Consider the following 25,693-nt stretch of genomic DNA (forward strand, 5'->3'; position numbering starts at 1 on the left):
CCGCCCCGCCCCCACGCCCCCGCCCCGCTGATCTAGGGCATATCGTCGCGAGTTGATCTCCGATCACAGCGATTTGCCCTAGATCAACGGGGCGAGCGGGGGCACGGGGGGGTGGGGGGTGGGGGGCGGGGGTGGGGGGCGGGGGTGGGGTGGGGGTGGGGTGGGGGTTACGGCTTTGGGGGGCTGGCGGTGTGGACCTGCTCGGCGATCCGCTCGGCGACCTCGCGGGCGGTCGCCTCGGTGGCCGCCTCGACCATCACGCGGACCAGCGGCTCGGTGCCCGACGGGCGCAGCAGCACCCGACCGGTCTCGCCCAGCTCCGCCTCGGCTCGCTCGACCTCGGCGCGCACGGCCGGCGCGTTGGCGCCGATGGTCCGGTCGCCGACCGGCACGTTGATCAGCACCTGGGGCAGCGTGGTGACCACGGACGCCAGCTCGGCGAGAGATCGGCCGGTGGCCGCTATCCGGGCCATCAGGTGCAGCCCGGTGAGCACGCCGTCGCCGGTGGTGGCGTGTGCGGGCATGACGATGTGGCCGCTCTGCTCACCGCCGAGCGCCAGCCCGGAGGCGCGCAGCTCCTCCAGCACGTACCGGTCGCCGACCTTGGTCTCGATCAGCCGGATGCCCTGCGCGGACATGGCCAACCGCAGCCCGAGGTTGCTCATCACGGTGGCCACCAGGGTGTCCTGGGTGAGCGTGCCGGCATCCCGCATGGCCAGCGCGAGGATCGCCATCACCCGGTCGCCGTCGACCTCGTCGCCGTCGGCGGTGACCGCCAGGCAGCGGTCGGCGTCGCCGTCGTGGGCGATGCCCAGGTGGGCGCCGTGCTCGACCACGGCGGCCCGTAGCGCCTCGATGTGGTTGGAGCCGCAGTCGTCGTTGATGTTCAGCCCGTTGGGCTCGGCGTTGATCGCGATGACCTCCGCGCCGGCTTCCCGGTAGGCGACCGGGGCGACCTCGGCGGCGGCACCGTTGGCGCAGTCGACCACGACCTTGATCCCGTCGAGCCGGTGCGGCACCGTGCCGACCAGGTGCTGGACGTAGTGGTCCGCGCCATCGAGCAGGTCGTGCACGCGGCCGACGCCGGCGCCGACCGGCCGATCCCAGGCGGTGGTGGCGTTCGTCTCGACGGCGGCCTCGATCTGCAGTTCGATCTCGTCGGGCAACTTGTGGCCGCCGGCGGCGAAGAGCTTGATGCCGTTGTCCGGCATCGGGTTGTGTGACGCGGAGAGCATCACCCCGAGGTCGGCTTTGGCCTCGGCGGTGAGGAACGCCACCGCGGGGGTGGGCAGCACGCCGACTCGGACCACGTTGGCGCCGGCGCTGGTCAACCCGGCAACCACTGCGGCCTCCAACATCTCGCCGCTGGCGCGGGTGTCCCGACCGACCACCGCGAGCGGCGGATGGCTGCGGTCCGTCTCGGCGAGTGTGTGCGCGGCGGCCACGGCCAGCGCAAGCGCCAATTCGGGGGTGAGATCCGCGTTTGCCCGCCCGCGTACGCCGTCCGTGCCGAACAACCGACCCATACCCGCCAACCTCCGTTGCGCACTGCCGATGTGGAGAAAACGAAACGGCCGACCCACCTCCCCGTAGCGGGGAGGCGGACCGGCCGTCCGTCAGAAGTACAACGCGCTGGTGAAGATCAGCGCTTCGAGTACTGGGGAGCCTTACGGGCCTTCTTGAGGCCGTACTTCTTGCTCTCCTTGACCCGGGCGTCCCGGGTGAGGAAGCCGGCCTTCTTCAGGGCCGGGCGGTCGTCCGGATCGTTGATGATCAGCGCGCGGGCGATGCCCAGCCGGAGCGCACCGGCCTGGCCGGTGGTGCCGCCGCCACGCAGGTTGGCGATGACGTCGAACTGCTCGGGCTTCTCGGCGGTGACCAGCGGGTCCTTGATGAGCTGCTGGTGCACCTTGCTCGGGAAGTAGGCCTCGAGGTCCTGGCCGTTGCAGGTGATCTTGCCGGTGCCCGGGACGATACGGACCCGGACGATGGCCTCCTTGCGGCGGCCCACGGTCTGGATCGGCCGGTCACCACGAGGCGCGCGGGCGACGGGCGCCGGCGCCTCGGTGGCCTCGGGAACTTCCGGGGCAACCTCGGTCTCGGTGATGTCGGTCATGCTGCTTCCTTCGCCCGCGCTCACTGCGCGATCTGCTTGATCTCGAACGGCACCGGCTGCTGCGCGAGGTGCGGGTGCTCGGCACCGGCGTAGACCTTCAGCTTCTTGATCAGCTGACGGCCGAGCTTGTTGTGCGGGAGCATCCCCTTCACGGCCATCTCGATGGCCCGCTCGGGGCGCTTGGTCAGCAGCTCGTCGTAGCCGATCTGCTTCAGACCACCCGGGTAACCGGAGTGGCGGTAGGCGATCTTGGTCTGGCGCTTGTTGCCGGTCAACGCAACCTTGCCCGCGTTCACGATGACGACAAAGTCGCCCGTGTCGACGTGCGGCGCGAAAGTCGGCTTGTGCTTACCACGCAGCAACGTGGCGGCGTGGGTGGCCAGGCGGCCCAGCACGACATCAGAGGCGTCGATGACGTGCCACTGACGCTCGATCTCACCCGGCTTCGGGCTGTACGTACGCACAGGTCTACCTTGTCTCGTCGTCGGTCTGGGGTCGCGCGCCGAGGTGGCCAGATCTTGCAGGCCGGACCAGCGCGCACGAACGACCAAGCGTACCTGATAGGGCACGCCTCTGGATGTCGTACAACAGCAGGCAACGATACCCGGCGCCCCGTCCGCAGGTCAAAACGGGGGTGCGGTCACGCGCGGCGACACGCCGACGTGGCCCACCTCACACGCTGGCGAGCCGATCGGCACCCGGACGACGGAGACGACCCGCGTGATCGCGAAACACAACGCGTACCAGCCAATGAAGGCCAGGTAGGCGGCGTTGCCGGAGCCGAGGAACGACTGGCGGAACGCGATGTTGACCAGCACCCCAGGTGCGGCCGGCACGGCGGTGAGCAGGAACTTCCCGGCCGGATCGATGCCGTACGCGGGGCCGAGGAAGAGCACGGTGACCGAAAGAGGCGGGCCGGCGGCGGCAGTGAGCGTGCCACCCGGTCCACGGTCAGAGCTGCTGGAGGATGCGCAGCGCGCGGCCGACCCGGAGCATGGTGTCGGTGTCGGCGACGTCGACGCAGTCGGTGAACCACTTCTTCATCGGCGAGGAGATGCGGTCGGGCATCACCACGTACCGGCCCATCGTCACGGCGAGCGGCGAGTCGCGCAGCAGCGACTCCTCGACCACCTCGACCACGATCACGATGGGCACGTCGGTGGAGTTGTAGACGTCTGAGCTGATCACGAGTCCGAGGCGTTCCCGGGCGCCCTCGATGCGCCAGACCTCTCCCCTACGCAGCACGCGGCCGTCCGCCGGAGAGCAGGTCGTTGACCATGCCCACCTCGCGGGCGTCGGCGAGGGCGGCGGACTCCAGGTCCAGACCGGCACGGCCCACGGCGGCGGCGTGCGCGGTGAAGACCTCGCGCAGCGCCTTCTCCCGGGCGGCCTGGTCCATCCAGGCGGAGAGCGACAGCCCCTCACGCTTGGCGAACCGCCGGGCCTCCTCGATCGTCTCGTCGGTGAACGACAGAGTCACCTTGGCAGTCATGCCGCTGAGACTACCCAGCGGTATGACCGCCAGTCATCCACGCGCCCACCGGCTCGCCCACCGGCGTCGAAACGCGCATTCCGCCGGCTTTCACCGGGCCCGGCCGCCGAACACCGCGAAGCGCCACTCCTTGAAGTAGCAGTCGACGTCGGCCAGGCCCGCCTCGGCGAGCCACCGGCACTGGTCGGCGACGGTCGCCGGCCGGTCGTGCCGCATCCGCTCCCGGGAAGCCGCGATCTCGTCGGGGGACGCGCCCAGCTCGGTGATCCGCTCCAGCCACACCTCGTCGTAGCGCCGGTCCAACGCCGGGGTCGGGCCGGCAACCTGTTCGGCGTTGACGAACACCCCGCCGGGCGCCAGCGCGGCGGCGGCCCTCCGGTAGAGCTCCCGTTTGCCGGCGTCGTCCAGGTGGTGGATCGCCAGGGCGCTGACCACCGCGTCGTACCGGCCGGGCGGCAGTTCGTCGGCCAGGTCGGCCCGGACGGTCCGGTGCGGCACGGACCGGGCGTGCAACTGGTCGGTGGCGCGGGCGAGCATCGCCGGCGCCCCGTCCACCAGGGTCAGCCGGATTCCGGGCACCGCGGCGGAGAGCAGCAGCGAGAGCAGACCGGTGCCCGCGCCCAGGTCCAACACCTCCGGCGTACGCCCGGCGGACAGCGCGGCGCGCAGCGGTGGCGCGGCCACCTCGACCGCCGCGCCGTAGAAGGCGTCGAAGCAGGGCACCAGCCGCCGGCGGGCCTCGTCGTAACTCCCGGCCACCGCGTTGAAGGCGTCCGCCACACTCATCGTGGCCTCCCAGTTGTTGAGACGATTTTCCCAGATAATAAGCCACCGACGGGATGGACGTCGTATCGCTGACCACCCGGTGAGACGCGAAGCCACCCGCCACGCCCGCTGCCCCGGTGCGGTGTGAGCCCCACTTGACAGGACCGAAACAGCAGAGACCCGGGCTGGAAACGGCCCGGCGGCACGCTTTCCCGACATGACAGACGGTGCACGGCCGGCAACTCGACCGGGGCGGACGCCCCGGGAGGTGGCGACGCACTGCCCGTACTGCGCGCTCCAGTGCGGCATGGTGCTGCGCGAGGACGACACCGGGGTGTCGGTCCACGCCCGCCAGTTCCCCACCAATTGGGGTGGGCTCTGCCAGCTGTCCCGGGGCATCGCCGGCAGCCGTGGCGGAGTGCCGACGGTCGCGTCGCCCCCGCACAAGCAGGTGTACGACCTACGCAGCGGGCACTGCCTCGACCTGCCCGGGGTGGCCGTGGCACGGCACGACGCGCGTTGCCGCGACGGGCTGGCCGGGGTGCGGCTGCGACAGGAGGGCTGATGCGGGAAGAACTGGCCGGCTTCACCATCGGGGTGACCGCCGACCGGCGGCGCGACGAGTTGGCCGCGCTGCTCGAACGGCGGGGCGCCCGGGTGGTGCTCGCTCCGGCGCTGCGGATCGTGCCGCTGTCCGACGACACCGAGCTGCGCGAGGCGACCCCCGCCTGCCTCGACCAGCCGCCGGACATCTTGATGGCCAACACCGGCATCGGGATGCGCGGGTGGCTGGAGGCGGCCGAGGGCTGGGGGCTGGCCGAGTCGCTGCGCTCGGTGCTGGCCAGCTCGTACGTGGTGGCCCGTGGCCCGAAGGCGCGCGGCGCGATCCGCGGTCGGGTTGCACGACCAGTGGTCGCCGGCCTCGGAGAGTTGCGACGAGGTGGTCGACCACCTGCGCCGACGTGGCGTGGCCGGGCAGGTGATCGCCATGCAGCTGCATGGTGAGCGGCAGCCCGAGTGCACGCTCGCGCTGGAGGCGGCCGGAGCCACGGTGATCGAGGTGCCGGTCTACCGCTGGGCTCCGCCGACCGACCCGGCACCGCTGCACCGGCTGATCGACCTGATCGCCGGCCGGCTGGTGGACGCGGTGACCTTCACCTCGGCGCCGGCGGCCGAGGCTCTGCTGCGGGCAGCCGGGGGACCGTACCGACTCGGTGCTGTCCGCGTTCCGCAGCGACGTGCTGGCCAGCTGCGTCGGCGCGGTGACGGCCGAACCGCTGCTGCGGCACGGGGTGCCGGTGAGCGCGCCGGGTCGGGCCCGGTTGGGCGCGCTGGTACGGACCATCGTCGACGAACTGCCCCGCAGGACTGTGACGTTCAAGGCCGGCGGGCACCTGCTCACGCTGCGCGGGCACGCCGCGGTGATCGACGGCGAGCTGCGGCCGCTCGCTCCCGCCCCGATGGCGGTGTTGCGGGCACTGGCCCAGTCCCCCGGCCGGGTGCTGTCGCGTACGGCGCTGCTGCGGACGCTGCCCTGGGGCGCGGACGAGCACGCGGTGGAGATGGCCGTCGCCCGCCTACGCGCCGGCCTGCGCGCACCTCGCGTGGTGCAGACCGTGGTGAAGCGCGGCTACCGGCTCCGGGTCGACTGACGTGTCACGGCCGACTGGTGTGCCGGCCGTGACACGACGGTTCAGCCGACCGGCGTGGGGAACCCGCGCCCGTGCTCGGACTGGAGCCGGAGCATGGCGTGCTCGACCACCGTCACCAGCACCTGCTTGACCGAGTCCCGGTGCCGGGCGTCGGTCATCACCAACGGCACCTGCGGCGAGATCGCCAGCGCCTCGCGGACCTCATCCAGCTCGTACTGGGGAGCGCCGTCGAAACGGTTCAGCGCCACCACGTACGGCAGGTTGCGGTTCTCGAAGTAGTCCAGCGGGGCGAAGGCGTCGGTGATCCGGCGGGTGTCCACCAGCACGGCGGCACCCACCGCACCACGGATGATCTCGTCCCACATGAACCAGAACCGAGTCTGACCGGGTGTACCGAAGAGGTACAGGATCAGGTCCTGGGCCATGGTGATCCGGCCGAAGTCCATGGCGACCGTGGTGGTCTCCTTGCCCGGCACCTTGGACGGGTCGTCGATGCCGACACCGGCCGCGGTCATCAATGCCTCGGTGGTCAGCGGTGTGATCTCGGAGATCGCCCCGACCAGTGTTGTCTTACCGACGCCGAAGCCGCCCGCGACGACGATCTTCGCGGAGACGATTCCCCGGCCCGGCCGCCCCCCAGCGGGGTCATAGCCTGCGAAGTCCACTTAGCACCCTTCCAAGCAGTTCCATCCGCTCCTCGAACCCCTCGGCGGGAGCAGCAGTGTGTAACATCAGCAGGCTCTCGGCCACCATGTCGGCGACCAACACCCGGGCGACGCCCAGCGGCATCCGGGTGTACGCGGCGATCTCCGCCAGCGACTGCGCTCGGCCCTCACAGACCGTGGCGATGCGGTGCTTGTCGTGCCCGGCGAAGCGGGACTCGGCGACCTGGGTGGGAGACGCGGTGAGGACGGCCTCGAGGGCGATGTCCTGCCGGGGCTCCGTTCGACCACGGGTGACCGCGTACGGACGCACCAGCGCGCCGCGTGGGTCAGCGCGTCGTTGGTCCATTCCCGATCACCTCCTCGTCCCCTGTGGAGCCGGCCGGTGCCGCCTCCTGTCCCTGCTTCGACCGCGGTCCAAGCGCCGCCTGCCGGTGCTAGGAGCGCACCGCGTCCCGCGGCAGCGGCACCAGCGCGGCGCCCACCCGCTCGACCAGCAGCGCCATCTCGTAGCCCACCTGGCCCACGTCGCAGCTGCGCGCGGCAAGTACGGCCATCGACGAACCGTCGCTGATCGACATCAGGAAGAGATACCCGCTGTCCATCTCGATGACTGTCTGCAACACCCCGCCCGCGCTGAACATCCGGGCCGCACCCTCGGTCAGGCTCACCACGCCGGACGTGATCGCAGCGAGCTGGTCCGCCCGGTCCCCCGGCAGATCCCGGGAGGACGCGAGCAGCAGCCCGTCGGCGGACACCGCCACCACGTGGGCGATGCCCGCCACGCTGTCGGCGAAGTTGGTGAGCAGCCAACCCATGTCCTGCATGGCAGCTGGCCTGTTCATCGGCTCTCCTTGGTCGAGGTGCTGTTCAGGTCCGTTCCGGCCGTCCGACCGCGCTGCACACCGCGGTGGTAGGCCGACAGCAGACCACGTACTTCGTCCGGGGTCCGCCGGCTGCGGTCCCGGCCACTCTTCGGTTCGATGCCACCCGGCACGAGCTGTGCCTGCGGCGTCCGCTTGGGCAACCCGGATCGGGTGGTCCCGGCGGGGGCCGGCTCGGCGGCCCGGCTGGCTCGGGACCAGCCCTCGTCCGCGGCGGTCCGCCAGGCCTCCGGGTCTCGGGAGGGCGCACTGGGCGCGGCCGACGCCGTCCGGGGAGCCGGGGGCGAAGCGTACGCCTGGGGTACCGCTGGCGGAGCGTTGAACCCGCTGGCGGTTGCGCTGCTGCGGCCGCCCCCGGTGCCCGGTGTGGTGGTGCCGTTGGTGGTGGAACTGCCCGGGGTGCGGGTCGGCAGTGGCGGTCGTGCCGGCGCAGGGGTTGGCACACCGGCGGCACTCGGCTGACCGCCGTTGCCCGCGCGCAGGCCGGCGTCGGCCGGAGCGTCGGTGGCGGGCGCCGGCGGCTCGTCGAAGTTGGGCCGGGTGAAGATCGCGGTGGCGTCGTCGCCGTGCGACCGGAACCAGACCGCCTCCATCTCCCGGAAGATCGGCGCCTCGGCGGGGAAGTCGGGCCGGGTGCTGACGGGTGCAGCGGGCACCGACGGCGCGGCAGGCGGTGCGACTGCGCCGGGGCCGGCGACCGGCCCGACCGGCAGGACCGGGGCGCTGCGCGCGTCCGCGCCATCCGCGGTCGAGCCACGCCGGGGCAGCGGGTCGATGGTCGGGTGGGCCGCGGTCGGGCTGCCCATCGAGGCGCCCGCGCCGTTGCTGTACGAGGTCCGCGCCGGCGGAAGCGGGGCGGCGGGCGCCGCTACGGGCGGCACCGTCGAGCGCGTTGCGGTGTAGCCACCCGCCTGCACGGCCGACGTGGTGTCCCGTGCGTCGAGCGGGGACTGCCACTGGGCCGGTGCGGGCGCGTTGGTCCGCCACTGGTCGGGCAGCGTCGCCGCCGAGGTCGCGGCACCGGCGAACTGCTCGGCGTGACCGGCCGGGGCGAGCGGCGCCTGCTCCACGGCCATCGGCTGACGCGGCCGGGTGAGCACCTGCTCGCGGCCCCGGTTGCTGGGCAGCACCACGGTGGTGGCGGGCAACGTCACCTGGGCGACGGTGCCGCCCTCGACGTTGCGGCGCAACTCCACCCGGACGCCGTAGCGGGAGGCGAGCCGACTCACCACGGCCAGACCCATCAGCCGGAACGCGGCGACGTCGACACTCGGCGGGGCGGCCAGCCGGCGGTTGAGCGAGTCGAGCTGCTCGTCGGTGAGGCCGAGCCCGCGGTCCTCGATCTGGATCAGGACGTAGTCACGGATCCGGCGACCGTCGGCGACCACGGTGGTGTTCGGCGGCGAGAACCGGGTGGCGTTGTCAAGCAGCTCGGCGACGAGTCGTACCACGTCGTTGACCGCGTGCGCGGCCACCGAGATGTCGGTGTCCACCGTCCCGAACTCGATGCGGTTGTACAGCTCGACCTCGGACTGGGCGGCGCGCAGTACGTCCACCACCAGCGCGTTTTCGTGACGCGGTGCGGCGGAGTCGGCGCCGGCCAGGACCAGCAGGTTCTCGTCGTTGCGGCGCATTCGAGTGGCCAGGTGGTCCAGCTCGAAGAGCTGCGCCAACCGCTTCGGGTCCTCTTCGCCGCGCTCGATCGCGTCCAGCTCGCCGATCATCCGGTCGACCAGGGTCTGACTACGACGTGCCAGGTTGAGGAACATCGCGGAGACGCTGGTACGAAGCGCGGCCTGCTCAGCTGCGACCCGTACCGCCTCGCGGTGGACGACGTTGAAGGCCAGCGCCACCTGGCCGACCTCGTCACGGGAGTTGAGCTGGATCGGGTCCCGGACCTGCCGGACGATTTCGTCCACCCCGCCGTCGCCGACGCTGCCCATGTTCTGCAGCCGCTGCACGGCGTCGGGCAGGTCGTGGTTGGCCACCGAGAGCGCGCCCTCGCGCAGCCGGCGAAGCGAGTGGTTGAGCGACCGGGCCAGCACCACGGCCAGGGACACGGCGATGATCAGGGTGAGTAGCACCAGGACCGACTCGATCACGGCCTGCCGAATGACGTGCGCGCGCGCCTCGTCGGCCTGCTGGAGCAGCCGGTTCTGCAGTTGAATCTCGGCCCAGCGCATCAGGTCGTTCACGGCGCCGATGGCGGCGGTGGCGTCCTGCGCGGTAACCAGCGAGCGCTGCCCGACCGAGCGGGTGATGTCGGTGGCCACCCGGTCGGCCAGGCCGACCGCGTCACCGGAGACGGTGCTGTTGACCAGGGCGCGCTGCACCGGGTCGGCGGCCAGGGAGAAGGCGACCAGGGCCTCCTGCTGGCTGGTCAGCGTGGCCACGAAGGAGGAGAACTGCTCCGGGTCGAGCTGGCCCGCCGTCAGCGCGGTGAAGGCGACCGCTTCCTCCTCGGCGACAGATGCCTTGGCGCGGGCGAAGGCGGACACCGCACGGCGGCTGTCCGACAGACTCTCGTCGCCGGGTAACTGGGCCAGGCCGTCACCGTAGGAGACCAGGTCGGTGAGGATGACTCCGTAGCGGAGCACCGCCTCGGCGACCGCCATCTGCCGGCGGTCCAGCACCTCCTGACGGGTGCCGTCCAGCGTGGCCAGGTGGTCGTCGATGGCGGCCAGCCGGCCCCGCAGGGCCGCCGGCACCTCGCCGATGCGGCCTCGCTCGGCGCGGTACTCGTCCACCTGCTGCTGCGTCTTGCGGACCCGCAGGTTGTACGCGTCGGCCGGCTGCTGGGGAGTGGCCAGGTAGGCCGCCGCGGCCATCCGCTCGGCTTGGAGGTCCTGCGTGAGGGCACTAACGTCGATGGAGAGAGCCGTCAGCGACCGGGCCCGGGTGGCGTCGAAGGCACCCTCGCCAACGGAGATGAGGCGGACCGTGGCCAGCGCGATCACTGCCGCCACCGGGACAACCAGGATCAGCGCCAGTTTCGATCGGATCCGAGCGTCCCGCAGTCTCGGCAACCGTCGGCGCGCAGGTCGACCATTGTCGCCGAGCGCGGGCAGGGTCGTCGGTCCGGTGCTCACGACATCGCCTCCGTCGTTTCTTCCCCGCCTGAACCGCCGAGCCATGCCGTAAGCGGAGGGGACCACGCGCGGCTCGGCCGCGATTTCATCAGAGAAGATCCTGTTTGGGAAGCCGCAGTGGGGTAGGAAACGGTCGGACGGAGCGCATCCCGTGATCCGGGCAACTGATACCTTCATTTCCGCAAGCCCCTGAACAGGGCATGTAACTCCAGAGTGGCCACGCATGCATGCAAAGTGAGCTTTTACAAACATTGCGTTACCCCAGCATGTGGGATGGCCGTCCCGAAAATGCTGCCGGGGTCCGCGCTTGACCACAGCGCCGGCCATTGGCAAGGTTTTGCAGGCTTCGCGCACACCGTACGGCAGAGGAGATCCCGTCCTCCACTGAGGACGGATTAGCGGCGGTGACCGGGCAGCGCCCGCGCCCGCACCTGGAGGACTGAGTTGAGCCCCATCCGCTCCGCGACCATCGCGGCGCTCGCATCGGCCATAGTGGCCACTACGCTCACCGGCTGCCAGTTTGGCGGAGCAGAGCAGGACACGAGTCCGATCGTGATCGCTGCCGACCTGGAGCTCTCCGGCGCCGCGGCCTCGGTTGGCCGGACATACCAGCAGGCCCTCAAACTCAAGGTCGAGCAGTTGAACTCCTCCGGAGCACTGAAGGACCGGAAGATCGATCTGAGGGTGAAGGACAACCGTTCCGACTCCGCTGAGTCACTTCGCAACATCGCCGACTTCAGCAGCGATTCCCAAGTCAGCGCCATCATCATGGGTGGTTGCGGCGAATGCGCGGTCGGTGCGGTCGAGACCATCAACGAGAAGCGGATTCCCACCATTGCGCTCGCCGCTTCCGGTGCGATCACCAGCCCGGTCGCCGAACGGCGCTACGTGTTCAAGCTGGGCCCCAACGCCCCGGACAGCGCCGCCGCGCTAACCACCGAGCTGCGTCGCGACAACATCAGCAAGGTGGGGTTGCTCGTCAGCGACGACGACTACGGCCGGGAGGGCGCGACCGCGCTCAAGAGCGAGCTGGACAAGGCCAGGATCACGCTCCGTGAGCAAAAGGTCAAGAGCACCGACACCGACGTCAGCCAGCAGGTCCAACAGCTCACGTCGAACAAGCCCGACGCGCTGGTCTTCTGGACCCCGCCCGAGCAGGCGACACTGGCCGCCACCAGCGCCCAGCGGACCACCTTCCGTGGGTCGCTCTTCTTCGACGCCGGCGCGGCCGGGGACCTCTTCCTCGGCGCGGCGGCCAAGGCGACCGAGCGGGCCACGCTCATCTTCACCCAGACGTTGGTGATCGACGACGTGATCGCGACCACGCCGGCCAAGGCGGCGCGACGGCAGTGGTTCCAGGACTACACCGCACGCTTCGGTGGCTACAACGGGTCCTCGTCCTTCGCCGCGGACGCCGTCCAGCTGATCGCCGACGCGGAACTGCGCGCCGGCGGCGAGGTCGGGAAGGTGAACCGCAACGGCATTCGGGACGTGCTCGAGACGTCCCAGATGGACGGTCTGTCGGGCCCGATCCGGATGACGCCGGACAACCACAGCGGGTTGATGCCACAGGCGCTCACCACGCTGGTCGCCCGCAACGGCCGGTGGCGGTTGGCGGGGTAACACCGCCCTTTGCGCCAGCGGCGTCGATGAAACGGGCCGGCCTCCTACCGGGAGGCCGGCCCTGCGCGTTGGTCAGCGGCTGCTGGTGGTTTCCCGCACCCAGGGCAGCGCGATCCGCTCGATCAGCAGGAGCGCCGAGTAGAGCAGGATGCTCACCAGCGCCACCAGCATGATCGCGGCCCACGCGGTGGCGGCGTCGCCGATTCCGGCGTACTGCAGGATGATGTACCCGAGGCCGCTCTCGCCGGCCTGGAACTCACCGATCACCGCGCCGATCGCGGCCAGGGGCATGGCCACCTTGAGGCCGACGAAGATCTGCGGCAGCGCGGCCGGGAAGCGCACCTTGCGAAACGCCTGCCAGCGGGAGGCGTTCCAGGAGCGCACCAGCTCGGCCAGGTCGGCCGGCGTGGTGGTCAGCCCGGTCGCGGTGGAGAGCACGATCGGGAAGAAACAGAGCAGGAAAACCATGGTCAGGATCGGCTTCTGACCCCAGCCGAACGCCACCACCAACAGCGGGCCCAGCGTGATCTTCGGCACTGCGTTCACCGCGACCAGCAGTGGGGTGAACATTCGCTCCACCGCGCGGGAAGTCGCCAGGGAGAGTCCGATCAGGATGCCGGCGGCCACCGACAGGGCAAAGCCGAACACGATCTCCTTCAGCGTGGCCCAGGTGTGCTCCAGCATCTGGGCGGGCTTGTCGACGAACGCGATGAAGACGTCGCCGGGCGGCGGCAGGGCAAACGGGTGGACGAGCTCCAGCCGGGCGGCCAGCCACCATGCCGCCAGGGCGATCAGGAGGCCGGCCGCGGGCAGCAGCGCCGTCCCGGCCCAGACCCGGAGGCCGGCACCTCGACCCGCACGCCCCGCCTCGGGGTCGGCACCCGGCGGTGGGGGTGCCGCAACCGCCAGGTCCGCTGACCGGACGTCGGTCATCTTGTCCTCCTCGAAATCCCACGGCCCCCATGGGCCGACGAGCGACGGGGGTACACCCCACCGGAATCGGTGGGGCGTACCCCCTGATGACGACCGGACGATCAGGCCTTCGGCGCGAGGCTGAAGTCGATGATCTGCTCGGGGGTGATGTTCTGCTTGAGCGCGCCGGCGCCCTGCAGGATGGCGATGCTCTTGGCGACCCGACCGCTGTCCAGGGTGCCGATCGCGGTGCCGGTGTTGCCGGAACGGACGTACGCGGCCATCAGCTCCAGCTCGGCGGCGGCCGAGGCCACCACGGTGGCGTCGACGTTCTTCTTCAGGATGTCGGCGGCCTCCTTGGAGTTCGCCAGGCTGTACTCGAGCCCCTTGAGCAGCGCCGCGGTGAACCGCTTCACCATCTCGGGCTTCTCCTTGGCGATCTTCGAGGACGTGATCAGCACGTTGCCGTAGAGGTCCTGCATCACGTTGCTGTACGGCAGCATGACGGCCTTCTTCTTGGCCACCGCCTCGATCGTCGGCTGGCCGACGACGAACTGGCCGATGCCGTCCACCTGGCCGCCGGCCAGCGTGCCGATCAGGTTCTGCGCCTCACCGTTGACCCAGGTCACCTTGCTCGCGTCCACCCCGGCGAGCCGGGCGTACGTCGGGAAGAGGTTGCGGACCACGGACCCGGGGGTGTCGGCGAGCTTCTTGCCCTCCAGGTCCTTCGGGGAGGCGATGTTCTTGCCCTCGACCGAGGCGATGCCCGCCATGGTGCGCTGCTGGATCGCGGCCACCACGGTGAAGTCCTTCGCCTGGCCGTTGCCGACCTGGAGCAGACCGCCGGTGAGGTCGATCGGGCCGAAGTCGGCCTGGCCACCGACGACGGTCTGGATCACACCACCGGTGCCCTGACCGGCCTTGATCTCGACGTCGAAGCCGGCGTCCTTGAAGAAGCCCTTCTCCTTCGCCACCCAGGCGTAGGAGTCCCGGCCGAACTGGCCGAAGGAGGTGAGGTAGGTCACCTTCTCCAGCGTCTTGCTGTCGCCGCCCTTGGCGTCGTCGGCATCCGACCCGCTGCTGCAGGCGGAGACAAGGGCGAGGGCGGTGGCCAGCGCGGCCGTAGCGACCGTACGGGTCAGCCTTCTCATCAGTAGCACCATGTCCTTTCCGACCGGGGCCGGCAGGCCACCGGAGGGGGTTGTCGTGACGGGCCGGCAGGAGGGGTGGAAGCCGGACGCCACCGTCGTGAGGGGACTCTTCGCGGGCACAGCGTACGAGAAACCCACCTTTGCGACGCCAGGCGTATCGGGTTGCGGAACGGGAACAACCTGACGAGCACCCCGGACGGTGCGATACGTAGACAGGCCGGCTAGCCTTTGTCGGGTTCCTGACCGTCCACTCAGCGGAGGTCCGCCGGAGATGATCCGACTGTCCGGGGTGTCCCGTACCTTCGAGGGCCGATCTGGCCGGGTGGAGGCGTTGCGGGGCATCGACCTCGACGTCGCCGAAGGCGAGTTCGTCGCCATTCTCGGCCGCTCCGGCTGCGGCAAGTCCACCCTGCTGCGGCTGATCGCCGGGCTGCTCCCGCTGACCGCCGGCGAGATCACCGTGTCCGGTACGCCGATCACCCGTCCTCGCCAGGACATCGCCATGCTCTTCCAGAAGCCGGCGCTGCTGCCCTGGCGCACCGTGCTGGACAACGTCCTGCTGCCGGTGGAGGTCTTCGGCTGGGGCCGCGCCAAGCACCGCGAGCGGGCCCGACAACTGCTCGACGTGGCCGGGCTGGCCGGCTTCGAGAAGCGGCTGCCGCACGAACTCTCCGGCGGCATGCAGCAGCGGGTGTCGCTCTGCCGGTCGTTGATCGGTGAGCCCCGGGTCATGCTGATGGACGAGCCGTTCTCCGCGCTGGACGCGCTCACCCGTGAAGAACTCTCCGGCGAACTCCAGCGGGTGCACATGGAGAACAAGCCGACCATCGTCTTCGTCACCCACTCGATCGACGAGGCGGTGCTGCTCGCCGACCGGGTGGTCGTGCTGAGCCCCCGCCCCGGCCGGATCCGCAAAGTGGTCGACGTCGACATCCCTCGGCCCCGCACCCTGGGCCGCAACGCCCACCTGGCCGATGTCGCCCAGGTCAGCGCCGACCTTCACGAGCTGTTGATGGAACGCGACCAGCCGGCCACGGCCGGCGCGGAAGGGCGTTGAACATGCGGGTCTCGGTCTTCACCGAGCCGCACCGGGGCGCCAGCTACGACACCCAGCTCCGGTTCGCCCAGTTGGTCGAGGCCTGCGGATACGAAGGCTTCCTCCGCGCCGACCACTACCAGTCGATGGGCGCCAACCCGGGCCTGCCCGGCCCGACGGACGCCTGGCTGACCCTCGCCGCGCTGGCCCGGGAGACCAAGCGGATCCGGCTCGGCACCCTGGTGACGTCGGCCACCTTCCGCCTTCCCGGCCCCCTCGCGGTGCTGGTCGCGCAGGTCGACCAGATGAGCGGCGGCCGGGTCGACCTGGGCATCGGCGCCGGCTGGTACGAGCGCGAGCACACCTCGTACGGCATCCCGTTCCCCGCGGTCGGCGAGCGCTTCGACCGGCTGGCCGAGCAGCTCGAAGTGATCACCGGGCTGTGGCAGACCCCGTCCGGCGAGACCTACAGCTTCAACGGCGACCACTACCGGCTGGTGGACGCCCCGGCCCTGCCCAAGCCGGTGCAGGTTCCTGGGCCACCGATCATCGTGGGCGGGCGCGGCCCCAAGCGCACACCCGAGCTGGCCGCCCGGTACGCCGACGAGTTCAACATGCCGTTCGAGTCCGTGGCGGACACCGCCGAGGCGTACGACCGGGTGCGCGAGGCGTGCGAGCGCACCGGGCGGACGGAGTCCGGGCGCGAGCCGTTGGTGCTGTCCGCCGGGATCGTCGTGGCCATCGGCCGGACCGACGCGGAGGCCCAGCGGCGGGCCGCGCCGCTACACGAAAATAGCGCGCTTCCGCCGGAGGACCCGGTGGTCGGCTCACCCGCGCAGCTCGCGCAGCGGATCGGCGAATTCGCCGCGATCGGCGCCACCCGGGTTCACCTGCGCCTGATCGACTTCGACGACCTCGACCACCTGGAACTGATCGCCGCCGAGGTGCTCCCTCAACTGGACGGACAACGATGACCGACGTGATCGACGGAACTGAACTCGGGCCGGTAGGTCAGGAGATCGTGTTCGAAAATGACCGGGTCCGGGTCTGGCACATCCGCCTCGAACCGGGCGAGCGGCAACCGCTGCACCGGCACGACCACCCCTACCTGGTGGTGGCGGTCGAGGGCGCCAAGAACGTCGTACAGACCATCGACGGCACCCGCATCGACGCCGACGAACCCACCGGCGGCGTGGTCTACCGGGACCCGGGAGCGGTGCACATGCTCACCAATGTCGGAGACACGACTTACCTGGCCCGGCTGGTCGAACTCAAGTAGACCCGCCGAGCGCGGGCCTGCGCGCCGCGCGGCGCGCCGGTGGCGATCGGGTGTACCGGGTGCGTAACGTGCCCGACATGGCCTTTCGGACCTGGGGCAGACTGCTGCTCACGGCGCTCGGGGTGAGCGTGCTGGCCGGGGCCGGCCAGCTCGGCGTCGCGTACGGTTTCGGCATCGTCCGGCTGACCGGCGCCTTCACCGGTACGACCGTCAACCAGTGGCCGGCCCAGCTCGTCTGGGTGGGCTGGTTCGCCGCGAACGCCGCCGTCGCTGGCGCCGTCCTGACCGGCCGCCTCGCGCGCCGCGATGCTCCGGCGGCCAGCACCGGCCGGCAGTTGGCAATCGGTGGCGCGGCTGCGCTCGGTGCCACCGCCATCGCCCCGCTCTGCATGCAGCCCGCCCGTGCCGCAGAGTTGATCTCCATCGATCCGGTCTGGGCGGTGGGCATCTGCGCCGTACTCGGTGCGGTGATCGGGTCGGGCGCGGCGATCGCCGTCCTGCTCCGGCCCGAGCTGGGCTGGAACATGGCGGCTGTGGCCGGCGCGGTCTGGCTGCTGGCGCTGATCTCCGTCCTGCCGTCGCTCGGCACGGCCGGCCCGCTGCCGACCATCCGGCTCGGCGTGCTGGAGCCGAGCTGGCTGAACGACGCCGCCGCACAACGACTGGCGCTGCTCCTGCTGCCCACCGTGGCGCTGCTGGCCGGCGCTGTGACCGCCGGGCTGGCCCGCTGGCGGGGCCAGGCTCCACTGGTCAGCGGGGCTACCGGGGTGGCCGGTCCGGTGCTGGTGGCGTTCGCCTATTTGATCGCCGGTGCGGGCGACGCCGTGGACCGCTACCAGGCCACCCCCTACTACGGCTCATTGATCGCGATCCTCGCCGGCGCGCTCGGCGCGGCCGCCGCCGCGCTGCTGCGCTGGCCGGCGGGTGCCCGCGCCGCGGATGCACAGGCGATCGAGCCCAGCGACATCCTGCGCCCACTGCCCGCCGGCCCTGCCCTGCCCAACGCCGCGTCGAAAGGTTCGACGAACGACCGGGACACCATCGAGCGCACCGGAGCGGAGTTGGCCAACAAGGAGCCGTCGATCGGACAGCCGGCCGGCGCGGAGCCGGCGGGCGCAGAGCTGGCCGCCGCCCCAGGTCCGCGGGCCGCCGGCGACCCTGATGGCGTACGCACCGTCCCGGCCCGCCGGGACAGGCCGGCGACCACCGCGAGCGGCCAACACGGTCCGACCCCCACCGCTGCGGCGAAGCCCGCATCCTGGCTGACCGATCCGACCGGTGAGTTCACCACCGCAGCGCAGACGCGCACGTCGAACCGGGACGATGTCACCTCCCCGGCCACCGTCGAGCCCCCGGCCACCGTCGAGCCCCCGGCCACCGCCGCGCCCTCGGCCACCGCCGACGTCAGCAGCTCGACGGGTGCCACCCCGACCAGCACTCCGGCGGGACGCGCCGATGCCGCGATTCCGGCAGGCGGCCCTCAGGCCGACGAGCCGACCGGCAGCGCGCCGACGGGCACGAGCGGCAGGCCGACCGGTGACCGCACCATCAGCAAGAAGAACACCCCCACCACCGACCCGGCCAGTGCGGCCCCGACCATCTCGGGCGCACCCAGCTCCGTCACCGCTGGCGCAGGCCTGTCCAGCACGGGCACAACCGACCCCGGCACGGTCGATGCACCGCTGACGGTCAAGCCGCGACGGACCCGTAAGCCGAAGGCCAACCCGGACGCCGCCACCGCTGACTCGCCCGGCGGCTCGCCGCCATCGGAGCCGGCGACGACCGACGAGACGACCACCGGCCGCACCCGAAAGGCCACCCGGCCCGGCAAGAAACCCGCTGACAGCGCCAGCTCTGGCACGGCCACCGACACTCCTGTGCCCAGCCAGGAGAGCCAGGGCACCCGGCCCGGTCTGACGACCGAGCCCATCCCGGCGGCTGCCTCCGGCGCAACGGCGGCAGCAACCGCCCCGACCACCGCAATCGGCCCGACGCAAGCACCGACCGCACCGACCACCGCAGGCGGCCCTGGTGCGGAAGCCCCTGAAGCGCCGCGCACCTCGGCTGCCACCACCACCGGCCACACGGTGCCGCCGGCCGACCCGGCCAGTGATTCCGCAGCTGTCGAGGCTGGCGGAACGGGCAGCGCGCGGGCCGCCACCGAGGACGGTTCCACCGCTGGGTTGTTCGGGGTCACTGCCACCAGCGACCCAGACGCGGGCCGGTGGGCGCCGGCTCCGTCGGCCTGGCCGGTCACCGCCGCGTGGACAGTGCCGCCGCAGGCCGCTGACCGGGGGCCAACCGCATCCGAGCCGCTTGCCGGGCCGGTTGAGCCGACCGAGAAGACGCCGCGGCCCCGGCACCGGGCGCCGCTGCCGGACTTGAGTCGGGCCACCCCCTGGAACGCCTTCAACACCGCCCGCCGTGCCGGACCGACGGGGCCGCAGGACAGCTCGACGGCCCAGACCGCGCCGGACGGCCCGGCCGCGACCAGCGAAACGGCCACCCCAGCGGAACGCCCGAGCACGACGGAGTCTTCGGTCGTTCCTGGTGAAGCTGGCGCTCCCTCCGCCACCGGCACCGACGGCCCGGTGAACATCGACGCCACACCGGCCGCTCTGACGCCCGCCACGGTGGCGGGGCAGCCCACCCGACGAGGACGGCTCGGCGGCCTGTTCCGTCGCAACCGGCCCCGGGCCGACGAGGAGGGCCGGGAGACGTCGACCGCGACGGAACCGCTGCCGACACAGGACGAGGAGTTCGTCGACTGGGTCGCCGGTCTGAGCAAGCCGGTGTCGGACAATGAGCCGGAGCAGGAGGATGGCCGCCGCTCGCTGCGCTCCACCGGTCGGCACCACCGCGACTGACCTCAGCGACGGCGCATCGGAACGCCGATCGGTCGACCCACTAGCTTGATCCACTCGGAACCGGGCGGACGGGCCGCGCCGGACCGGCCAGGCCGCGCGCCGGACCGGGCGGGACAGGTCAGGCGAGCGGCAGATAGACCCGGCCGCCGCCGGAGATGAACTCCTCCGACTTGTCCTTCATGCCGCGCGCCGCGTACTCCTTGAGCTCCTGGGTGATCTTCATGGAGCAGAACTTCGGGCCGCACATCGAGCAGAAGTGTGCCGTCTTCGCCGGCTCGGCGGGCAGCGTCGCGTCGTGGTACGAGCGTGCCGTCTCCGGATCCAGCGAGAGGTTGAACTGGTCCTCCCAGCGGAACTCGAACCGCGCCTTCGACAGCGCGTCGTCCCAGTCCTGGGCGCCGGGGTGCCCCTTGGCCAGGTCCGCCGCGTGCGCCGCGATCTTGTACGCGATCACGCCCGCCTTGACGTCGTCGCGGTCCGGTAGGCCGAGGTGCTCCTTCGGGGTGACGTAGCAGAGCATCGCGGTGCCGAACATGCCGATCATCGCGGCGCCGATCGCCGAAGTGATGTGGTCGTACGCCGGCGCGATGTCGGTGGTCAGCGGGCCCAGCGTGTAGAAGGGCGCCTCGTGGCACCACTCCTGCTGGAGGTCCACGTTCTCCTTGATCTTGTGCATCGGCACGTGCCCCGGACCCTCGATCATCACTTGGACGTCGTGCGCCCAGGCGACCTTCGTCAGCTCTCCGAGGGTGCGCAGCTCGGCGAACTGCGCCGCGTCGTTGGCATCGGCGATCGAGCCGGGGCGCAGCCCGTCGCCGAGGGAGAACGCCACGTCGTAGCGGGCCAACAGTGCGCACAGCTCGGCGAAATTCGTGTAGAGGAAATTCTCCTCGTGGTGCGCCAGGCACCACGCCGCCATGATCGAGCCGCCTCGGGAGACGATTCCGGTCACCCGGTCCACAGCCAGCGGCACGTACGGCAGGAGCACCCCGGCGTGCACCGTCATGTAGTCCACGCCCTGCTCGGCCTGCTCGATCACGGTGTCCCGGAACACTTCCCAGCTCAACTTCACCGGGTCACCGCCGGCCTTCTCCAGCGCCTGGTAGATCGGCACCGTTCCGATTGGCACCGGCGAGTTCCGCACGATCGCCTCGCGGGTCTCGTGGATCCGCTTGCCGGTGGACAGGTCCATCACGGTGTCCGCACCCCAGCGGGTGGCCCAGCTCAGCTTCTCCACCTCCTCGGCGACCGACGAGCTGACCGCGGAGGTGCCGATGTTGGCGTTCACCTTGACCAGGAACGCCTTCCCGATGATCGCCGGCTCGCACTCCGGATGGTTCACGTTGAGCGGCAGCACCGCCCGGCCGGCGGCGATCTCGGCCCGTACGAGCTCCGGGTCGACGTTTTCCCGGATCGCCACGAACTCCATCTCCGGCGTCACCACACCGGCCCGCGCGTACGCCAGCTGGGTGGGCCGGCGGCCGTCCGTCCCGGCGAGCGGCGTGCCCGCCCCCCGCACCGGCGCCACATCACCCCGCTCGGCGATCCACGGCCCACGCAGCGGCGGCAGCCCCACCTCAGGGTCGGAACCGGGACCGGACGTGTCGTAGAGCCGCACCGGCGGATGGTCGCCGGTCAGCTCCACCTCCGCGAACGGCACCCGGACATCCGGCCGTGAACCCTCGACGTACACCTTGCCTCGTGCCTGCATGACTGCCTCCCCGGCATTCAAGCGGACCAGCCGAAGTGGTTCAGCGGCCCGCGCCCAGCTCCCAGCTCCCAACTCCGCGCGCTGGTCAGCGCGCGGAGCACGTATTCCTTGGCGGCCCCTACCGCCGCCGGCACCGGATCGCCCAGCGCGAGCCGCACCACGATCGCCGCCGAGAACGAGCACCCCGTGCCGTGGGTGTGGCGGGTGGTCACCCGGGGCGCGCGCAACAGGGTGGTGACGCCGCCGCCGTGCAGCACGTCGACCGCCTCGCCTCCGTCCAGGTCACCGCCCGTGACCACGACGTACTCCGGGCCGCCGGCAGCGAGAGCCTCGGCCGCCACGACCATCCCGGCCACGTCGTCCACCGGCCGCCCGGTGATGGCGGCGGCCTCCGCGCAGTTCGGCGTCGCCACCTTGGCGTACGGCAGCAGCCGCTCGACCGCCTCCACCACGCCGAGCCGGTGGCCGCTGGTGGCAACCAGCACCGGGTCGACGACGAGCTGAGGTAGCCGGCCGTCCCGTGCGGCCTCGGCCACCACGTCGGCGACCGCCGGGGTGCCGAGCATCCCCGTCTTGACCGCGCAAACGGTGAAGTCGGCGAGCACGCTGTCCAACTGCTCGGTGACCGTGCGCGGGGGCAGCGGCAGCACCGCGTCGACACCCCGAGTGTTCTGCGCGGTGACCGCCGTGAGGACGCTGGTGCCGTACGCGCCCAGCGCGGCGAAGACCTTGAGGTCGGCCTGGATGCCCGCGCCGCCGCCGGAGTCCGAGCCGGCGATGGTGAGCACTGTGCTCGGGGTCATTGTTTTTCCCTGGTTGCGGTTTGGGGCTGCGGCCGACCGTGCCCACTCCGGGCGGTCAGGCTTGATCCCTGCGTGGGCACGGTCGGCCGCAGCCCCGTTCGTGGGGACCTGGCTGCCTCCGTGCCGGCTTTGAAGGGCTCAGGGGTCACCGCCTTCTCGAAAGCCCTGGTCAGCGTGGTGGCTGCCTCGGTTGGGTTCTCGGCTCGCATGAGTGCGCCTAGCACGGCTACTCCGGCGGCTCCCGCTTGGACGCAGGCGGTTACCTGTTCGGGTGTTTCGATGCCGCCCAGCGCGAGGACCGGCACGGGACTGACCTCGATCAGCTTTTGCAGGCTGAGCGGGCCGAGGGGCGGGCCGTAACCCGGCTTCGTCCTGGTTGGCCACAACGGGGACACGGTGGTGTAGTGCTCGGTGGTCAGGCGGGCCAGCTCGGTGTGGTTGTGGCAGGAGCGGCCGACGAGTCGGTGGGTCGGTGGCGGGTACGGGCCGGCGGCCGGCAGGTGGACGGCGTCGCCGCCGAGCGGGTCGGGACCGGCCACGATGAGGGTTCCGCCGACGTCGACGAGGATCGCGCGCAGGTCGGCGGCGAGGGCCGCGCGCTCGGCGTGGGGCAGGTCCTTCTCCCGGAGCACCACCCAGCGCACTCCCCCGGCCACAGCCCCCGCCACAACCCGCTTGAGCCCGCCCCGCGCCACCAGCCGGTCGGTCAACACGACAACACCGGACGGCGGGGTCACAGGTCGGGTCTTCCCTCGTCAGGTGTGGAGGCAAGCGCGTGGAAGCGACGGGCGATCCGGCCGGCGCCTGCGGCCAGTCGGCCCGCCTCGACCGCGTAGCGCATCGCGGTGGCCATCGCCACCGGGTCCGCGGCCCGGGTCACCGCGCTCGCCAGCAGCACCGCGTCGCAGCCCAATTCCATGGCCAGGGCCGCGTCGGATGCGGTGCCGATGCCGGCGTCGAGGATCACCGGCACGTCCACGCACTGACGGATCAGTCGGATGTGGTGCGGGTTGCCGATGCCGAGCCCCGAACCGATCGGGGAGCCGGCCGGCATCACCGCGGCACAGCCCACGTCGGCGAGCCGGCGGGCGAGCACCGGGTCATCGCTGGTGTACGGCAGCACGGTGAAACCTTCGGCGACCAGTTCCTCGGCGGCGCGGAGCAGCTCCACCCCGTCGGGCAGCAGCGTCCGCTCGTCGCCGATCACCTCCAGCTTGACCCAGTCGGTGTCGAACGCGTCCCGGGCCAGCCGGGCCACCTTCACCGCCTCGGTCGCGGTGTGGCAGCCGGCGGTGTTCGGCAGCAGCCGCACCCCGCATCGGTCCAGCAGTTCCAGCAGCCCTCCGGTGGAGCCCGGCGCAGTGCCCACCCGGCGCAGCGCCACGGTGACGAGCTCGGTGCCGGACGCCCGGATCGCCTGCTCCAGCACGTGCAGGTTCGCGGCGCCGCCGGTGCCGAGGATCAGCCGTACGGTGAACGTCTCCCCACCCAGCTCGAATGGCACGCCGCTCACCCGCCCTGCGCCGCGGTGAGCACCTCGACCCGGTCACCGGCGCGCAGCACCCGGGCCGGCCAGCCGGCTCGGGGCACCACCTCGCCGTTGACCGCGACCGCCACCCCACGCTGCTGAGGCACGATGTCGCGGACCAGGTCCGCCACCGAAACACCGTCGGGGACGCCGCGTCCGGCCCCGTTCACCGTCAACTCCACCGGTCCCCCTCCGTCGTCCGTTCAGGTCCGCCCGTCTCGACCGCCCCGAAATCGACGGAGCCGGCATCGGCTTCCCCGGGACGGGCCGAGCCGGCACTGCTGAAACGGTCGGCCCGCACGGGCGCGAGCAGCGGGTCGGGTACGCCGGTGAGCACCAGGTCGGCGATCAGGTCGGCGGTGATCGGGGTGAGCACGATGCCGTGGCGGTGGTGCCCGGTGGCGGCCAGGACGCCCGGCTGGCCGGGCAGCGGCCCGAGGATCGGCGCGTTGTCCGGGGTGCCCGGGCGCAGCCCGGCGACCGCCTCGACCAGGTCATACTCGGCCAGCTCGGGCAGCAGGTCGATGCCGGCGCGGAGTAGGCGCTGCACGGCGCCGACGGTGACGGTGGTGTCCGACCGCTCCTCGACCGTCGCGCCGAGCACGACCTCGCCGTCGGCGCGGGGCACCAGGTAGACGGGCTCGCCGTCGGCGTACCCGCGGATCACGTGCCGGAAGCCCGGCGCGACGCCATCGGGCGCGCGTAGCCGGAGGATCTGGCCCTTCACCGGACGCACGGGCAGGCCGGTGAGTGCGGCGGCCCCGCCGCCAGCGGCGACCACGGTGATCCGTGCGTCCACTTCGGACAGGCGCTGGACCGCGTGCGGCACGAGCATCGCGCCGGCCCGCTGCGCGGCCGTGCGCAGCGCCGGCACCAGCAGTCGGGGGTCGACCTGGTGGTCGGTGGGCGCGAGCGCGCCGCCGCGCACCCGCGGGGCGAGCGCCGGCTCGCGGTCGCGCAGCTCGCTGGGGCGCAGCGGGGTCACGGGCAGGCCCAATCCCTGCTGGTACGCCCAGAACCGGCGTGCCTCGGCCAGGTCGTCGCCGGTCAGTCCGACCATCAGGGTGCCCTCGGTCCGGTAACCGATGTCGGCGCCGGTAGCCGCGGTCAGCTCGGCGGCGAACTTCGGCCAGCGGGCGGCGGATTCCAGCAGCAGCGCGGTCAGCTCCCGCTCACCGAAATGCGCCTCGGCGACCGGCGACAGCATGCCCGCGGCCACTGCCGACGCCCCCGAGCCGGGTGCCGGATCGTGAACCACCACGCGCAGCCCGCGGGCAGCGCAGCGCCAGGCGATCGCCAGCCCGATCGGCCCCGCCCCCACCACCGCGACGTCCGGCCGGACCCGGTCGCTCGATCGCGGTGGCCGGGACCGGCCGGTCAGCACGTCAGGGCCTCGATCAGTTCGGCGGCGGTGCGAGCGGGGTCGGCGGCAGCGGAGAGGGCACCGACGACCGCCACCCCGTACGCCCCGACGGCGCGCAAGGCCGGCACGTGGGCGGCGGTGACCCCGCCGATCGCGATGACCGGCACGCTCACGGCGTCGGTGACGGCGCGTACTCCCGCAGGGCCGATCGGATTCGGCAGCCCGGACTTGGTGCTGGTGGTGTGGCACGGCCCGACACCCAGGTAGCTGACTCCTGCCGCGACGGCCTCGGTCGCCGTTCCCGGCGCGCGGGCGGTGGCTCCCAGCACGCCGGTGGGGCCGAGCACCCGGCGGGCTGCGGCGACCGGCAGGTCGTCCTCGCCGACGTGCCCGCCAGCGGCGCCCACCGCCAGCGCCACGTGCAAGCGGTCGTTGACCAGGCAGGCCGCCCCGTACGACGCGCAGAGCGCCAGCACCCGCTGGGCCAGGTCGTACGCCTCGCGGTCGGTGGCGGAATCCTCGACCCGGACCTGCACCACCAGGTCGGCGCGGGCCGCAGTGAGGGCGGCCCGGACCACGGTGAGTGGGTCCCGGCCGGGTCGGGTGTCGGTGATCAGATGCAGTCGCCCCAGAGACGGCACGGCAACGCTCCTCCCTGCGCCGGCATTACCCGGATCAGGTTCGACGGTCGGGGGCTGTCAGCCCCCCTCTCAGCCCGGCACACCGGGCTCCCGTGGGTTACTTGCGTGTCACCGTACGA

The 25,693-nt window shown here is 71.8% G+C and carries 26 protein-coding genes, 1 pseudogene and 1 riboswitch; of the genes and pseudogenes, 7 read left to right on the top strand and 20 right to left on the bottom strand.

What is annotated here, in order from left to right:
• Nucleotides 1-167: 167 nt before the first annotated feature.
• The 7 genes from glmM to OG811_RS06760 all read right to left on the bottom strand — a co-directional run bounded on the left by glmM (nt 168) and on the right by OG811_RS06760 (nt 4,394).
• Nucleotides 168-1,526 (bottom strand): phosphoglucosamine mutase, encoded by a 1,359-nt coding sequence (gene glmM / locus OG811_RS06730; RefSeq protein ID WP_406072829.1) that lies wholly within the window; start codon nt 1,524-1,526, stop codon nt 168-170.
• Between the two features lie 116 nt (nt 1,527-1,642).
• Nucleotides 1,643-2,116, bottom strand: a complete 474-nt coding sequence (gene rpsI / locus OG811_RS06735) for a 30S ribosomal protein S9 (protein ID WP_272613550.1) — start codon at nt 2,114-2,116, stop codon at nt 1,643-1,645.
• A gap of 20 nt (nt 2,117-2,136) precedes the next feature.
• Nucleotides 2,137-2,580, bottom strand: a complete 444-nt coding sequence (gene rplM / locus OG811_RS06740) for a 50S ribosomal protein L13 (protein WP_354995062.1) — start codon at nt 2,578-2,580, stop codon at nt 2,137-2,139.
• A 159-nt stretch (nt 2,581-2,739) separates the two neighbouring features.
• A complete protein-coding gene (locus OG811_RS06745; protein ID WP_406072830.1) occupies nt 2,740-3,012 on the bottom strand; it encodes a hypothetical protein in 273 nt (90 codons plus the stop codon).
• 55 nt (nt 3,013-3,067) lie between these two features.
• Entirely contained in the window at nt 3,068-3,361 is a 294-nt protein-coding gene (locus OG811_RS06750; RefSeq protein ID WP_110563057.1) for a hypothetical protein, read from the bottom strand.
• On the bottom strand, nt 3,351-3,608 hold the full coding sequence (locus OG811_RS06755; protein WP_088950199.1) for a DUF6364 family protein: 258 nt from the start codon (nt 3,606-3,608) through the stop codon (nt 3,351-3,353). The genes OG811_RS06750 and OG811_RS06755 overlap by 11 nt, the downstream gene beginning before the upstream one ends.
• Nucleotides 3,609-3,698: 90 nt before the next feature.
• Complete coding sequence (locus tag OG811_RS06760; protein WP_406072831.1) at nt 3,699-4,394, bottom strand: class I SAM-dependent methyltransferase; 696 nt, start codon at nt 4,392-4,394, stop codon at nt 3,699-3,701.
• Nucleotides 4,395-4,590: 196 nt separating this feature from the next.
• On the opposite strand from OG811_RS06760, the gene OG811_RS06765 reads away from it, so the two are divergent.
• Together OG811_RS06765 and OG811_RS06770 are read left to right on the top strand one after the other, a co-directional pair.
• Complete coding sequence (locus tag OG811_RS06765; protein WP_406072832.1) at nt 4,591-4,938, top strand: nitrite reductase (NAD(P)H) small subunit; 348 nt, start codon at nt 4,591-4,593, stop codon at nt 4,936-4,938.
• Nucleotides 4,938-6,025, top strand: a pseudogene (locus OG811_RS06770) (uroporphyrinogen-III synthase). The gene OG811_RS06765 and the pseudogene OG811_RS06770 overlap by 1 nt, the downstream one beginning before the upstream one ends.
• A gap of 41 nt (nt 6,026-6,066) precedes the next feature.
• On the opposite strand, the gene OG811_RS06775 reads toward OG811_RS06770, so the two are convergent.
• The 4 genes from OG811_RS06775 to OG811_RS06790 all read right to left on the bottom strand — a co-directional run bounded on the left by OG811_RS06775 (nt 6,067) and on the right by OG811_RS06790 (nt 10,660).
• The gene (locus OG811_RS06775; RefSeq protein ID WP_355165783.1) at nt 6,067-6,690 is read right to left on the bottom strand and encodes an ATP/GTP-binding protein; all 624 of its coding nucleotides are present in this window, start codon (nt 6,688-6,690) and stop codon (nt 6,067-6,069) included.
• Complete coding sequence (locus tag OG811_RS06780) at nt 6,671-7,036, bottom strand: DUF742 domain-containing protein (protein WP_204942071.1); 366 nt, start codon at nt 7,034-7,036, stop codon at nt 6,671-6,673. The genes OG811_RS06775 and OG811_RS06780 overlap by 20 nt, the downstream gene beginning before the upstream one ends.
• A gap of 88 nt (nt 7,037-7,124) precedes the next feature.
• On the bottom strand, nt 7,125-7,532 hold the full coding sequence (locus OG811_RS06785) for a roadblock/LC7 domain-containing protein (protein WP_007465177.1): 408 nt from the start codon (nt 7,530-7,532) through the stop codon (nt 7,125-7,127).
• Nucleotides 7,529-10,660, bottom strand: a complete 3,132-nt coding sequence (locus tag OG811_RS06790; RefSeq protein ID WP_406072833.1) for a nitrate- and nitrite sensing domain-containing protein — start codon at nt 10,658-10,660, stop codon at nt 7,529-7,531. Before OG811_RS06790 ends, OG811_RS06785 begins: the two co-directional genes overlap by 4 nt.
• A gap of 444 nt (nt 10,661-11,104) precedes the next feature.
• On the opposite strand from OG811_RS06790, the gene OG811_RS06795 reads away from it, so the two are divergent.
• On the top strand, nt 11,105-12,283 hold the full coding sequence (locus tag OG811_RS06795) for an ABC transporter substrate-binding protein (protein ID WP_406072834.1): 1,179 nt from the start codon (nt 11,105-11,107) through the stop codon (nt 12,281-12,283).
• Nucleotides 12,284-12,355: 72 nt separating this feature from the next.
• Here OG811_RS06795 and OG811_RS06800 read toward each other — a convergent pair whose 3' ends face one another.
• Both OG811_RS06800 and OG811_RS06805 read right to left on the bottom strand, forming a co-directional pair.
• A complete protein-coding gene (locus OG811_RS06800) occupies nt 12,356-13,216 on the bottom strand; it encodes an ABC transporter permease (RefSeq protein ID WP_406072835.1) in 861 nt (286 codons plus the stop codon).
• Nucleotides 13,217-13,317: 101 nt separating this feature from the next.
• A complete protein-coding gene (locus OG811_RS06805) occupies nt 13,318-14,346 on the bottom strand; it encodes an ABC transporter substrate-binding protein (RefSeq protein ID WP_406072836.1) in 1,029 nt (342 codons plus the stop codon).
• 271 nt (nt 14,347-14,617) lie between these two features.
• Here OG811_RS06805 and OG811_RS06810 point away from each other — a divergent pair, with 271 nt between their 5' ends.
• The 4 genes from OG811_RS06810 (at nt 14,618) to OG811_RS06825 (ending at nt 19,528) form a co-directional block, all read left to right on the top strand.
• Entirely contained in the window at nt 14,618-15,403 is a 786-nt protein-coding gene (locus OG811_RS06810) for an ABC transporter ATP-binding protein (protein WP_406072837.1), read from the top strand.
• 2 nt (nt 15,404-15,405) lie between these two features.
• Nucleotides 15,406-16,356: an LLM class F420-dependent oxidoreductase gene (locus OG811_RS06815; RefSeq protein WP_406072838.1), complete on the top strand. Its 951-nt coding sequence runs from the start codon at nt 15,406-15,408 to the stop codon at nt 16,354-16,356.
• Nucleotides 16,353-16,661 (top strand): cupin, encoded by a 309-nt coding sequence (locus tag OG811_RS06820; RefSeq protein WP_406072839.1) that lies wholly within the window; start codon nt 16,353-16,355, stop codon nt 16,659-16,661. Before OG811_RS06815 ends, OG811_RS06820 begins: the two co-directional genes overlap by 4 nt.
• Nucleotides 16,662-16,738: 77 nt before the next feature.
• Nucleotides 16,739-19,528 carry a hypothetical protein gene (locus OG811_RS06825; protein WP_406072840.1) on the top strand — a complete coding sequence of 930 codons (2,790 nt, stop codon included), beginning with the start codon at nt 16,739-16,741 and terminating at the stop codon, nt 19,526-19,528.
• A gap of 118 nt (nt 19,529-19,646) precedes the next feature.
• Here OG811_RS06825 and thiC read toward each other — a convergent pair whose 3' ends face one another.
• The 7 genes from thiC to thiE all read right to left on the bottom strand — a co-directional run bounded on the left by thiC (nt 19,647) and on the right by thiE (nt 25,574).
• On the bottom strand, nt 19,647-21,239 hold the full coding sequence (gene thiC / locus OG811_RS06830) for a phosphomethylpyrimidine synthase ThiC (RefSeq protein ID WP_406072841.1): 1,593 nt from the start codon (nt 21,237-21,239) through the stop codon (nt 19,647-19,649).
• A 17-nt stretch (nt 21,240-21,256) separates the two neighbouring features.
• Entirely contained in the window at nt 21,257-22,042 is a 786-nt protein-coding gene (thiD, locus tag OG811_RS06835) for a bifunctional hydroxymethylpyrimidine kinase/phosphomethylpyrimidine kinase (protein WP_406072842.1), read from the bottom strand.
• On the bottom strand, nt 22,039-22,779 hold the full coding sequence (locus OG811_RS06840) for a thiamine phosphate synthase (RefSeq protein WP_406072843.1): 741 nt from the start codon (nt 22,777-22,779) through the stop codon (nt 22,039-22,041). Before OG811_RS06840 ends, thiD begins: the two co-directional genes overlap by 4 nt.
• Complete coding sequence (locus tag OG811_RS06845) at nt 22,776-23,555, bottom strand: thiazole synthase (protein ID WP_406072844.1); 780 nt, start codon at nt 23,553-23,555, stop codon at nt 22,776-22,778. Before OG811_RS06845 ends, OG811_RS06840 begins: the two co-directional genes overlap by 4 nt.
• On the bottom strand, nt 23,552-23,752 hold the full coding sequence (gene thiS / locus OG811_RS06850) for a sulfur carrier protein ThiS (RefSeq protein WP_406072845.1): 201 nt from the start codon (nt 23,750-23,752) through the stop codon (nt 23,552-23,554). Before thiS ends, OG811_RS06845 begins: the two co-directional genes overlap by 4 nt.
• On the bottom strand, nt 23,743-24,954 hold the full coding sequence (thiO, locus tag OG811_RS06855) for a glycine oxidase ThiO (protein WP_406072846.1): 1,212 nt from the start codon (nt 24,952-24,954) through the stop codon (nt 23,743-23,745). Before thiO ends, thiS begins: the two co-directional genes overlap by 10 nt.
• Nucleotides 24,948-25,574 carry a thiamine phosphate synthase gene (thiE, locus tag OG811_RS06860; protein WP_406072847.1) on the bottom strand — a complete coding sequence of 209 codons (627 nt, stop codon included), beginning with the start codon at nt 25,572-25,574 and terminating at the stop codon, nt 24,948-24,950. The genes thiO and thiE overlap by 7 nt, the downstream gene beginning before the upstream one ends.
• A riboswitch (TPP riboswitch) is annotated at nt 25,569-25,678 on the bottom strand. (Overlaps the previous gene by 6 nt.)
• Between the last annotated feature and the right edge of the window lie 15 nt (nt 25,679-25,693).

It is taken from the genome of Micromonospora sp. NBC_01638 (genome assembly GCF_045209745.1).
Classification (GTDB): domain Bacteria; phylum Actinomycetota; class Actinomycetes; order Mycobacteriales; family Micromonosporaceae; genus Micromonospora.

Bases quoted from the DNA above. Each gene is read 5' to 3' on its own strand.
- glmM (WP_406072829.1), bottom strand. From the start codon at position 1,526: ATGGGTCGGTTGTTCGGCACGGACGGCGTACGCGGGCGGGCAAACGCG.
- rpsI (WP_272613550.1), bottom strand. From the start codon at position 2,116: ATGACCGACATCACCGAGACCGAGGTTGCCCCGGAAGTTCCCGAGGCC.
- OG811_RS06755 (WP_088950199.1), bottom strand. From the start codon at position 3,608: ATGACTGCCAAGGTGACTCTGTCGTTCACCGACGAGACGATCGAGGAG.
- OG811_RS06760 (WP_406072831.1), bottom strand. From the start codon at position 4,394: ATGAGTGTGGCGGACGCCTTCAACGCGGTGGCCGGGAGTTACGACGAG.
- OG811_RS06765 (WP_406072832.1), top strand. From the start codon at position 4,591: ATGACAGACGGTGCACGGCCGGCAACTCGACCGGGGCGGACGCCCCGG.
- OG811_RS06780 (WP_204942071.1), bottom strand. From the start codon at position 7,036: ATGGACCAACGACGCGCTGACCCACGCGGCGCGCTGGTGCGTCCGTAC.
- OG811_RS06785 (WP_007465177.1), bottom strand. From the start codon at position 7,532: ATGAACAGGCCAGCTGCCATGCAGGACATGGGTTGGCTGCTCACCAAC.
- OG811_RS06800 (WP_406072835.1), bottom strand. From the start codon at position 13,216: ATGACCGACGTCCGGTCAGCGGACCTGGCGGTTGCGGCACCCCCACCG.
- OG811_RS06805 (WP_406072836.1), bottom strand. From the start codon at position 14,346: ATGAGAAGGCTGACCCGTACGGTCGCTACGGCCGCGCTGGCCACCGCC.
- OG811_RS06810 (WP_406072837.1), top strand. From the start codon at position 14,618: ATGATCCGACTGTCCGGGGTGTCCCGTACCTTCGAGGGCCGATCTGGC.
- OG811_RS06815 (WP_406072838.1), top strand. From the start codon at position 15,406: ATGCGGGTCTCGGTCTTCACCGAGCCGCACCGGGGCGCCAGCTACGAC.
- OG811_RS06820 (WP_406072839.1), top strand. From the start codon at position 16,353: ATGACCGACGTGATCGACGGAACTGAACTCGGGCCGGTAGGTCAGGAG.
- OG811_RS06825 (WP_406072840.1), top strand. From the start codon at position 16,739: ATGGCCTTTCGGACCTGGGGCAGACTGCTGCTCACGGCGCTCGGGGTG.
- thiC (WP_406072841.1), bottom strand. From the start codon at position 21,239: ATGCAGGCACGAGGCAAGGTGTACGTCGAGGGTTCACGGCCGGATGTC.
- thiD (WP_406072842.1), bottom strand. From the start codon at position 22,042: ATGACCCCGAGCACAGTGCTCACCATCGCCGGCTCGGACTCCGGCGGC.